Annotated in this window: 1 protein-coding gene (running past one end of the window); it reads left to right on the forward strand. The window is 67.6% G+C overall.

Annotation, left to right across the window (positions count from 1 at the left end):
* A protein-coding gene (locus ACFTWF_RS16285) for a non-ribosomal peptide synthase/polyketide synthase (RefSeq protein ID WP_378462233.1) crosses the window boundary here: on the forward strand, positions 1–12,528 show its 5' portion. Its footprint extends 18,495 nt past the window's final position; the window shows 12,528 of its 31,023 coding nt (coding positions 1–12,528); the start codon lies at positions 1–3; its stop codon lies off the right edge, out of view.

The following is a 12,528-nucleotide window of genomic DNA, read 5'->3' on the forward strand; positions in this document are numbered from 1 at the left end:
GTGGTCGAAGCTGTGCCGAGTGGTGACGTGGCCGCCGCTGGTCGCATTCCGGACGGTGCCTTTCCACTCTCCGCCGCTCAGCAGGGCATGTGGTTCGCCCAGCAACTCGATCCCGGCGTCCCCGTCACCATCGCGCAGTGCGTCGAGCTGGTCGGCCACCTCGACGTGCCGCTGCTCTCGGAATCGATGGTCACCGCCGGCCGCGAACTCGGCTCCGCCTTTCTCCGGCTCGTCGAGGTCGACGGGGTGCCCTATCAGCTGGTCGATCCGACGCTGGAAGCGTCGGTCCGATTCGTCGACCTGCAGCACGAGTCCGATCCGCGCGCCGCGGCCGAGGAGTGGATGCGGCTGGAGTACACCACTCCGCTCGACGTGTGCGGCGATCGGCTCGTCACCTCGGTGGTTCTGTGCACCGGGCCGGATCGTCATTACTGGTACAGCCGAGTCCACCATGTCGCGCTCGACGGGATGGGATCGATGACGCTCATCGCCCGGACCGCCGAGTTGTACACCGCAGCCGTCGAGGGGCGTGCCGCCACACCGTCCCAAGCCGCCGCACTCACCGACGTCATCCGGGCCGACGACGACTACCGGATCTCGCCGCGCTACCGCACCGACCAGGAGTACTGGGCTGCGCGGGTGTCCATGATCGGTGAACCGCACAGCCTCGTCGACCGCACGGCACCCGCGCGGGCACGAAGCCGGACAACGGGTGGGCAGATCCCCGGCACCCTCGTCGACCACCTCGAGGCCGCGATCGACCGTCACGACTCGTCGACCGCATTCGAGGTCATCGCCGCGTTCGCCGCGTACCTGTCCCGGATGACCGGACGCGACGAGGTCGCCGTCAGCCTGCCCGTCACCGCCCGCACCACCGCGTTGCTCCGACGGTCCGGCGGCATGGTGTCCAACGTCGTCCCGCTGCGCCTGCACGTCCGCCCGGACATGACCAACGCCGATCTGGTGGCCGCGGTCCGGCTGGAGGTCACCGCGGCGCTCCGCCACCAGCGCTACCCGCACATCGACATCCGGCGCGACGCGGCCACCGACGACCAGGGCTTCTACGGCCCGCTGATCAACGTGATGCTGTTCCACGACGAGATCACCCTCGGCAGCATCGTCGGCAGACTCGAACTGCTGTCCACCGGACCGATCACCGACCTCGCCGTCAACGTCTATCACGGCGTTGCAGGCACCAGCCTCAACCTCGACTTCGAGGCCAACCCGGACCTGTACTCCGATGACACCCTCCGTGCTCATCACGCGCGATTCACCCGGTTCCTCGGCGCCTTCCTTACCTCCGACACCGATCGGCCTCGACGGGTCGGCGATCTCGACGTCCTCGACGACGACGAGCGCCGCGAGCTGGTGCCCGCCTCCGGCCGCGCCGGATTTGCACCGGCCACGCTGCCCGACCTCCTCACCGGTGCCGTCCGCAGCAACCCGGACGCCGACGCCCTCGTCGCACCCGGTCGTGGGAACCCAGACGGCGCCCTGAGCTACCGCACCCTGGACGAGACGTCGAACCGGTTGGCGCGGTTGCTGATCGACCTCCAGGTAGGCCCGGAGGTCGTGGTGGCATTGGCGTTGCCGCGGTCGGTCGAGTCGGTGTCGAGTGTGTGGGCGGTGGCGAAGGCCGGGGCGGCGTTCGTCCCGGTGGATCCGGAGTACCCGGCCGAGCGCATCGCGTTCATGCTCGGCGATTGTGGAGCGCCGATCGGTATCACCACCGCTGCGCTGCGGGATGGCTTGCCGGAGTGCACGCACTGGATAGTCCTCGACGACGACAAGTTTCGGGAGGCCGTCGCGTCGTATCCGTCGGACCCGGTCGCCGACGCCGATCGCACCCGGGCGCTTTCGGTGGATCACCCGGCGTACGTGATCTACACGTCGGGGTCGACGGGGCGGCCTAAGGGAGTGGCGGTCACGCATCGGGGTCTGGTGAACCTCGCGGCGGACGAGCGGGATCGCCTGATGGTGTCGTCGGAGTCGCGGGTGCTGCATTTCGCGTCGCCGAGTTTCGATGCGTCGGTGTTCGAACTGGTGATGGCGACGTGCGCGGGTGCGACGCTGGTGGTGGCGCCGACATCGGTCTACGGTGGCGGGGAGCTCGCGGAGTTTCTTACCGAATATGGTGTGACGCACGCATTTTGTACTCCGGCGGCGCTGGCGTCGGTCGATCATCGAGGGCTCGACCAACTCGCGACGGTGGTGGTGGCGGGTGACGTGTGTCCGCCGGAGTTGGTGACGCGGTGGGCGCCGGGCCGGATCATGGTCAATGCGTACGGCCCGAGCGAGACGACGATCATGTCGTCGGCGACCGGTCCGATGGTGCCCGGCCAATCGGTGAGTGTCGGCTCGCCGACCGTCGGTGTGGACCTCGTCGTCCTGGATCAGCGGCTGCGTCCGGTGCCGGCCGGCGTGCGCGGCGAGCTGTACGTGATGGGTCCCAGTCTGGCGCGTGGCTATGTGCATCGAGCCGGATTGACGGCGGAGCGGTTCGTGGCGTGCCCGTTCGGTGGTCGGATGTATCGCACCGGGGACGTGGTCCGGTGGGTGACCTCGCCGGACGGGGACCGGGTTCTGGAGTTCCTCGGCCGCAGTGATCACCAGGTGAAGATCCGGGGTTTCCGGATCGAGTTGGGTGAGATCGATGCGGTGTTGTCGGCGCATCCGGTGGTGGAGTTCGCGCACACGGTCGGATTCGACGACGGCACCGGCAGCCGCCTGGTGTCATATGTGCTTCCCGCGGCCGGGGCGAACGTGGAGACCGGGGTGCTGGCGGAGTTCGTGGGGGAGCGGTTGCCGGGATACATGGTGCCCTCGTCGGTCATGCTCCTCGACTCGGTGCCGCTGACTCCGGCGGGCAAACTAGACCGCAACGCTCTGCCCGCACCGGTTTTCGCCGCACGCTCGGCCGACATCGTGCGCCCGAGAACGGTCACCGAGGACATCCTCCTCGGGATCTTCCGCGACGTCCTCGGCCTCCCCGAACTGAGCGTCGACACCGGCTTCTTCGACCTCGGCGGCAACTCGCTGACGGCCACCCAGGTCGTGTCCCGGGTGAATGCTGCCCTCGGGGTTCGGATCGGCGTCCGAGACCTGTTCCAGTCGCCGACGGTGTCGCAGCTGGCGGTCGCAGCGACACGGGCGGGTTCGCAATCCGATCCGCGGCCGGTGCTGGACGTGCGGGACCGCCCCGCCCGCGTGCCCCTCTCCGTCGCGCAGCAGCGAATGTGGTTCCTCAACCAGTTCGATACGGCCTCGGCCGCCTACAACCTGCCGATCGCCCTGCGGCTGACCGGCGCTCTCGACCGGGACGCGCTGCGAGCGGCACTTTGCGATGTCCAGGAACGGCACGAGGCGCTGCGCACCGTATTCCCCGACAGCCCCGACGGCCCCTATCAGCTGATCATGCCCGTCACGAGCGTGCTGCCCGGAGGCGATCCGATCGACGTGGACGCGCAGTCGCTTGCCGCCGCGGTAGCGACCCTCGGCGGCGCCGGATTCGACCTCACCACCGACACACCGCTGCACGCCAAGCTGTTCCGTGAGGCACCGGACCGGCACGTCCTCGTCCTCGTCGTCCACCACATAGCCGCCGACGGTTGGTCGATGACGCCGCTTGCCGCCGACGTCATGGTCGCGTACACGGCGCGCGTCGCCGGTCACGCGCCCGCCTGGGCGCCCCTCCCGGTGCAGTACGCCGACTACAGCCTCTGGCAGCGCGAACTCCTGGGATCGGAAGACGATCCGGACAGCCTGTCCGCGCGGCAGATCGCCCACTGGCAGTCGGCGCTCGCCGGAGTGCCCCAGATGCTCGAGCTGCCTGCCGACAGGCCTCGGCCCGCCGAGATGTCGTATCGGGGCGGTCGTGTCGAATTCACGGTCCCCGCCGACGTCCACGGGCGTCTCGTCGATCTGGCACAGAGCACCGGCACCACGCTGTTCATGGTCACCCACACAGCCCTCGTGGTGCTGTTCCATCGTCTCGGCGCCGGAACGGACATCGTCATCGGCACCCCGGTCGCCGGACGCGGCGAGGAGGTGCTCGACGACCTGGTGGGCATGTTCGTCAACACCCTGGTGCTTCGCGCGACCGCCGAGCCGGGCGACACGTTCGAGGAGGTTCTCGACCGGGTCCGCGACGCCGACCTTGCCGCGTTCTCCCACGCCGACGTTCCGTTCGAGCGACTCGTGGAGGTGCTCAGCCCCGACCGGTCTGCCGCGCGCCATCCGCTGTTCCAGGTCATGCTCTCGTTCCAGAACACCGCGCCGACCTCCGTCGAACTGCCAGGCCTCGAGGTCGCGGCGGCAGAAATCGATGTCCATGTTGCGAAATTCGACCTCCAGTTGACCGTCACCGAACGGTTCGGGGACGCGGGGGCGCCGGGTGGTCTCGTGGCCGGCTTCGACTACGCCACCGATCTGTTCAACGAGTCGACCGTCGCGTCGATGGCCGAGCGATTCGTGAACCTGTTGCGTTCGGTCGCGGAATCCTCCGCGACGACAGTCGGTGATCTTCCCCTGCTCCACGCCGTCGAACGCGACCGTCTCCTCGGCACGTGGAACGACACCGAGCACCGCGTGCCTGCGGTGTGCCTGCCCGAGCTGTTCGACGCGCAGGTTGCCCGCACCCCCGATGCGGTGGCGGTGGTGTTCGGAGATGTCACGCTGTCGTATTCCCAACTCGATTGCCGCGCGAACAGTCTGGCGCGCCATCTGATCGACCGCGGGGTGGGACCCGAATCCCGTGTCGGGCTGGCGATGCGGCGCTCTCCGGACCTGCTGGTGGGCATGTACGCGATCGTCAAGGCCGGCGGTGCCTACGTGCCGGTCGATCCCGATCACCCGACGGACCGGATCGGGTATGTGCTCGACTCCGCACAGCCCGTCTGCGTGCTCACGACCTCGGCCGACCGCGGCGCACTTCCCGCCGGTTCGTCATTCGTCGAGATCGATCGGATCGCGCTGGATTCCTGTTCCGGCGCTGCCGTCACCGACTCCGACCGACTGGCACCGCTCCGCCCCGACAACCCCGCATACGTCATATACACCTCGGGCTCCACAGGTCGGCCCAAGGGTGTGTCGGTGCCGCACCGCGGGATCGTCAATCAGCTCCTGTGGATGCAGTCGGAATACGCGCTGACCGAACGGGACGTGCTACTGCAGAAGACCGCAACCACTTTCGACGTATCGCTGTGGGGTTACTTCTGGCCGCTGTACACGGGAGCCACGTTGGTGCTGGCCACCCCGGACGGTCACCGCGACCCTGAGTACCTCGCTCGGGTCATCGACGAACACGGTGTCACGGTCACGGACTTCGTGCCCTCGATGCTCGACGCCTTCGTCGCGTCCGTGCCCACCACTTCGTGCGCCACCCTGCGGCACGTCTTCGTGATCGGCGAGGCGCTGCCCCCGGAGACCGTCACGCGGTTCCGGGCGCTGTCCGATGCCGGACTGCACAACCTGTACGGGCCCACCGAGGCGGCAGTCTCGGTCACGTACTGGGACACCGCTACCACGACAACCGGCACGGTGCCGATCGGCGTGCCCGAGTGGAATACCCAGGTTTACGTTCTCGATTCGCGTCTGCAGCCGGTTCCCGTCGGCGTTGCCGGTGAGCTCTACCTGGCGGGCGCGCAGCTCGCCCGGGGCTACCTCGGCCGCGTCGATCTCACCTCGGACCGGTTCGTGGCCAATCCGTTTACTGCCGGCCTGCGTATGTACCGCACCGGCGACCTCGTGCGATGGACGTCGGCGGGTGCACTCGAATACATCGGGCGCACCGACTTCCAGGTCAAGTTCCGAGGCCAGCGCATCGAGCTCGGCGAGATCGAATTCGTCCTGCGGGCACAACCGTCGGTCACGAGCGCTGCCGTGCTGGTCCATTCCGATCCCGGCACCGGCGATCACCTCGTCGCGTACGTCGTGCCCGAGCCGGGACACGACCTCGATACCACGCTACTTCGAGAGTGCATGGCCGCGTCCCTGCCGGCGTACATGATTCCGGCAGCGCTGATGGTCGTCGACGAATTCCCGCTCAATACGAGCGGAAAGCTCGATCGTCAGGCCCTGCCCGCGCCCGAATTCGGTGGTTTCGCCTCGGAGTACGTGGCCCCGCGCACGTCGGTCGAGGCCGACCTCGCGGAGATCTTCGCCGAGGTTCTCGGTGTCGATCGTATCGGCCTCCGGGACAACTTCTTCGACGTCGGCGGGAACTCGCTCGTCGCCACGCGGGTCACCTCGCGTATTCGGGCCGAGTTGGGTGCATCGATCGCCCTGCGTGACCTGTTCGATGCTCCCACCGTCGGGGCGCTCGCGAAGCGTATCGAGGGAACAGTGCCGACGGCACCACGTGCCCCGCTGGTCGCCGCCACGCGTGCCGGACGGATTCCGCTGTCCCCGGCGCAACGTCGCATGTGGTTCCTCAACCAGTTCGATACCGCATCCGCGGCCTACAACATGCCCTTCGCCCTGCGGCTGTCCGGCATTCTCGACGACGACGGACTGCGTTCGGCGATCCGCGACGTCCTGGAGCGTCACGAGTCCCTGCGTACCCTGTATCCGGACTCGACGGACGGCCCGCATCAGGCGATCGTCGGCGCCGACGACGTGTCCCTCGATCTCGACGTGCAGCCGATTGCCGAGGCGGAGCTGCCGGCGCGACTCGTGGAGCTCGCCACAGAGGGCTTCGACGTCACCTCCGCGGTGCCGCTGCGCACGGCATTGCTGCGACTGTCCGTCGACGAACACGTGCTGGCCGTGGTGGTGCACCACATCTCCGCAGATGGATCGTCGATGGCCCCGCTCGCACGTGACATCCTGCTCGCCTACACGGCGCGTACGGCTGGGCGCGCACCGTCGTGGGCGCCGTTGGACGTGCAGTACGCGGACTACAGCTACTGGCAGGCGGAGTTTCTCGGCGACGAGACCGACGGTCGGTCGCAGGCCGCCGAGCAGATCGAATTCTGGTCCGCGGCGCTCGACGGCATCCCCGACCTGCTGGAGTTGCCTGCTGATCGGCCCCGCCCGGCCGTGCCGACGAATTCGGGTGCGACGGTACCGTTCTCGGTCGACGCTGCCACGGCGAAAGCCGTCGCCGAACTCGCGGCCCGCTCCGCTGCCACGCCGTTCATGGTGTGGCACGCCGCGCTGTCGGTTCTGCTCTCACGGCTGGCGAACGCAGTGGATGTCACCGTGGGCACACCCGTCGCCGGCCGTGCCGAACCCTCTCTGCAGGACCTCGTCGGCATGTTCGTCAACACTCTCACCCTGCGCGCGCGAGTATCCGGTGAACTGTCATTCGCCGACTTGCTCACACAGGTGCGGGAGTTCGACCTCGCCGCGTTCGCGCACGCCGATCTGCCGTTCGAGCGTCTCGTGGAGGTACTCGAACCCGCCCGGTCGACAGCCCGTCACCCACTGTTCCAGGTCGGTCTGTCATACGAGAACTTCGAACCGGGAGTGCTGGAACTGCCGGGTCTGACGGTGAGCGCCGTCGAGATGAATCCGGAGGTCGCGAAATTCGATCTGAATGTGACGCTCACCGAGATCCGAGACGAGCGCGGCAACGTGTCCGGTCTGACCGGTGCGTTCACGTACGCGGTCGATCTGTTCGACCGTGACACGGTGGAGTCGTTCGCGGACCGTTTCGCGCGGATCGTGGCGACAGCGCTGGCCGATCCGGGCACGGCGGTGGGGGACCTGCCGATGCTGAATCAACGGGAACTGGTTCGCGTGCTGCGCGAATGGAACGCCACGGACGTGGAGGTGAGCGAGCGGCCCTACCTCGCCCGCTACGACGAGCAGGCGGCACGGACACCTGATGCGGTGGCGGTGGTGTACCGCGACGTGTCTTTGACGTACCGGGAATTCAACTCGCGAGTGAACCGATTGGCCCGCACACTCATCGCCGAAGGCGCCGGAACCGAAACCACCGTCGCGGTCGCAGCCCGTCGGTCGATCGAGTTTCTGATCGCCCTGCATGCCGTGCTGCGCAGTGGCGCGGCGTACGTGCCACTCGACGTCGACCTTCCGGCGGAGCGAGTGGCCCACGTCATCGAGGCATCCGACCCGGTTCTCGTCCTGACCGCAGTTCGAGGCGAGTTCGAGGCAGACTCCGGAGTCCGGGTGCTCGCGATGGACAGTCTCGAACTGGACCGGTTCGACGACGCCCCGGTGACTGACCGCGACCGGCTGCGGCCCCTCGCGGCCGACAACCTCGCCTACGTCATCTTCACGTCGGGTTCGACCGGCCGGCCCAAGGGTGTGGCCGTCTCGCACGCCGGTCTCGGAAGCCATTTCGAGTTCCTGGTGTCTCTCGGTGCGCTGGACGAGACCGACCGGGTTGTCGTCAAGACACCGCAGTCGTTCGACGCATCCCTCTGGGAATTGTTGTGGCCCCTGGCTGTCGGAGCACGCGTCGTGATCGCGGAACCGGACGGACACAAGGATCCCGACTACCTCGCGGAACTGATCGACAGCGAGCAGATCACGGCGATACATTTCGTCCCGTCGATGCTCGCCGTATTCACCGACGTGATTGTGCCGTCCCGTTTCTCGTCGCTGCGTACCGTGTTCGTCGGCGGCGAGGCACTGTCCGTCAATGTGGCGCGACGGTTCGCGGCCGTCTCCGACGCTGCCGTCCTCAACGCCTACGGTCCCGCGGAGGTCGCGGCCGCCTCGACCACCTCATGGGTGGACACCTCGAACTCGGGCATCGTCACCGTGGGTACACCGGTGTGGAACACCCGAGCCTACGTATTGGACCAGCGGCTCCACCCCAGTCCTGTCGGAGTGACCGGTGAGTTGTACCTGGCCGGCACCCAGGTGTCTCGTGGATACGCCGGACGCCCCGAACTCACCGCTGAACGGTTCGTGGCAAACCCCTTCGACGCGCCAGGCGCTCGGATGTACCGGACCGGTGACCGTCTTCGCTGGACTGACCGTGGCGAATTGGAGTACCTCGGTCGCAACGATTTCCAGGTGAAGCTCCGCGGACTGCGGATCGAGCTCGGTGAGATCGAGGCGGTACTCGAGTCGGCGGACTCGGTTGCCCAGGCGGTCGTGACCGTGTACTCCGGAGCGGCGAGCGAACAATTGGTGGCCTATCTCGTCGCACGTGCGGGCACGACGGTCGACACAGAGGCACTGACGGCGTATGCCGAGAGTCGTCTGCCCGCATACATGATTCCGGACGGGTTCGTCACGCTTGACGCCTTCCCGCTCAACGCGAGCGGCAAACTGGATCGGGCGGCATTGCCTGCCCCGGCCGTCGGTGATGTCGCGGTCGCTCGAGTGGCGCCACGTACTCCGATGGAGGAAACACTCGCGGCCTTGTTCCGGGAGGCGCTCGGTGTCGACGACCTCGGGGTGAACGACTCGTTCTTCGCTCTCGGCGGCGACAGCATCGTGTCGATCCAGCTGGTTTCGCGAGCCAAGGCCGCGGGGATCGTTTTCACCCCCCGGGACGTGTTCGAGCGCAAGAGTATTGCCGCGCTCGCCGAAGTGGCCACCGTCGCGTCGGCGGATCGACGCGCGCTCGCCGAACTGGCGGGTGGCGGCGTGGGAAACGTCGAGCTGACACCGGTTGTCCGATCACTGCTCGACCGGTCGGGTCCGGTGGGCCGATATTCGCAGTCCGTGCTACTCACGCTGCCGACCGGGATCGATCGATCGGACATCGTGACGACGGTGCAGGCGGTGCTCGACCGGCACGACGCGCTGCGGTCCCGGCTGGTCCGCGACGGTGCGGATGTGCATCACTCGGTGTTGCCCGCCGGTGCCGTCGACGCCGATCGACTGGTCACGACGGTGCCGGTGAATCCCGACCTCGGCGACGCAGCCTTCGACGCGCTGATCGACCGCGAACTCTCTGCCGCGGCCGACCGACTCGACCTCGAGACCCCGGTGCTCACGCAGTACGTCTTTTTGGATCGTGGTGCGGCCCGGCCCGGATGGCTCCTCGTGGTTGCCCATCACCTGGTCGTCGACGGTGTGTCCTGGCGGATCATCGTGCCGGACCTCGTTGCGGCGGGAGGTGCCGTCGCAGCCGGGCACGCTCCGAACCTGCCGGAGGTCGGCACGTCGTTGCGGCGGTGGTCGCACGGGTTGTCGGAGGCTGCCCGTCAGCCGTCCACCCTCGCGCAGCTCGACTACTGGCGAAGCGTTGTCGACGCTCCGGACCCGCTCCTCGGCTGCAGGGCGCTCGATCCGGCGCGGGACAGGACCTCGACCACGCAGGAGTTGCAGGTCGAGCTGTCCACCGAGATCACGGGCACGCTGCTGGCCCGGGTGCCGGAGGCATTCGGGTGTTCTGTCGGGGATTCGCTGCTTGCCGGCTTCGCGGTGGCCCTCACCGAGTGGCGCCGTGCGCGCGGGGTGCCCGCCGACTCCGCGTACATCACCCTCGAGGGTCACGGCCGCGAGGAGTCGGTAGTGCCGGGCGCCGATCTGTCTCGTACCGTGGGCTGGTTCACCAGCGTGTATCCGGTGCGCCTCGCCCTGGAAGGGCTGGACACCCAGGACGCACTCGTCGGCGGCGCGTCGGCCGGTGCCGCGATCAAGGCGGTGAAAGAGCAGCTCGTGGCGGTCCCCGACCGGGGCGTCGGGTACGGACTGCTGCGATACCTCAATTCGGCGACGGCCAACATTCTCGCGGGCTTCGACCCACCCCAGGTCGTCTTCAACTACCTCGGAAAGACCGGGATGGGCGATCTGTCCCCGGAGATGCGTGAGATCGGCTGGGTGCCGGATCTCGCGTCGTCGCGAGTCTTTTCGGGTGAAACCGATCAGGACATGAGCGCTTCCGCAGCGATCGAGATCAACGTCGGCGTAACGGATACCGATGCCGGACCGCGACTCGGAGCTGCAGTGCGGTTTGCCGGTGAACTGCTCGCAGCCGACGACGTTCGCGAACTCGTCGATCTGTGGCAGCAGGCGCTCGTCTCACAGATCGAACACGTCGTCGCCGGATCCGGTGGGGGACTGACCCCGTCGGACATCGGCACGGTGGCGCTCACCCAGTCCCAGATCGAGGTCTGGGAGCGGACGTACCCGACCCTCGAGGATGTGTGGGCGCTGTCGCCGCTGCAGGCCGGTTTCCACTTCCATTCGCTGTTGGCCGCCGAGCACAGCGTCGATGTCTACCATTCTCAGCTGCGGATGACCCTGCTCGGCGATGTGTCGGCGGATCGGATGCGGGCAGCTGCCGCCGCGCTCCTGGAGCGATATTCCAACCTGCGGGTGGTATTCGTGCAGGACGGCGATGTCACAGCGCAGATCCCCCTCCGCGGAGTAGAGGTCCCACTGACCGTGGTCGACCTCACGGGTCGCGGGAGTGATTCCGGGGAAAGGGAACTCGAGGCGCTGGTCGCAGAGAACCGGACCGCGCCGTTCGACTTGTCCGAGGCGCCGCTGCTGCGTTTGCTGCTCGTGCGCACGGGCGCGGAGCGGCACGAGTTGGCGATGACCAACCACCACATCCTCCTCGACGGATGGTCCATCCCGCTGATCGTGCAGGACCTGCTGGTGCTCTATGCGACCGCGGGCGATCAGTCTGCGTTGCCGGCGGTGCGGCCGTACCGGGAATACCTGGACTGGCTGGCCCGCCGAGACCCCTCCGCCTCGCGGGCGGCGTGGGCGCACGCGTTGGAAGGCCTCGACGAGCCGACTCTGCTCGCGCCGGCCCGTACCGGCGGCAGCGTGACGGCGGACCCGGAAGAAGTCCCGATCCACTTTTCCGAGGCGGACACTGCCGAGCTGCTCGCGTTCGCCCGACAGCACGGCGTCACGCCGAACACGGTGATCCAGACTGCGTGGGCTCTGCTGCTCAGGCGACTCACCGGACGGGACGACGTCGTATTCGGCGCCACCGTCTCGGGCCGCCCCCCGCACATCCCCGGGATCGAATCGATGGTCGGGCTCTTCATCAACACCGTCCCCGTCCGGGTACGAATCGACGCGGACGAGTCGGTGGCCGAGTTGCTGGCACGGGTGCAGGGGCAGCAGGCCGACTTGCTCGATCACCACTATCTCGGCCTGACGGAAATCCAGGCCGAGGCGGGGGTCGGGGCGCTGTTCGACACGCTCACCGTCTTCGAGTCGTACCCCATGGATGAGGCGGCGCTGCAGGCGCAGACCGACATCGCAGGTATGCGTGTGGACTCGGTCCAGGTGCACAGTGTCACCCACTACCCATTGAGTCTGATGGCCCAGGTCGACGACACCTTGCGGCTCGGGGTGGCCTACCTGCCGGATACCTTTGAGCGCGACGAAGCGAAGTTGACTGCGGCGCGGCTCGATTCGGTGATCCGTGCGTTGATCGCAGAGCCCTCCGCCGCGGTTGGCCAGGTCACCGGATTCATCCCAGGCGAGTATGCGCGGGTGATGCACGACTGGAACGCCACCGACCACCACGTGCCGGAGTCGACATTGTTGACGTTGTTCGAGGCGCAGGCGGCGCGTACACCCGATGCTGTTGCCGTCGATTTCGACGGTGACGTGCTGACGTATGCAGCCCTCGAT

Origin of the sequence: Rhodococcus sp. NPDC056960 (assembly GCF_042674125.1) — a bacterium.
In the GTDB taxonomy this organism is placed as follows: domain Bacteria; phylum Actinomycetota; class Actinomycetes; order Mycobacteriales; family Mycobacteriaceae; genus Rhodococcus_F.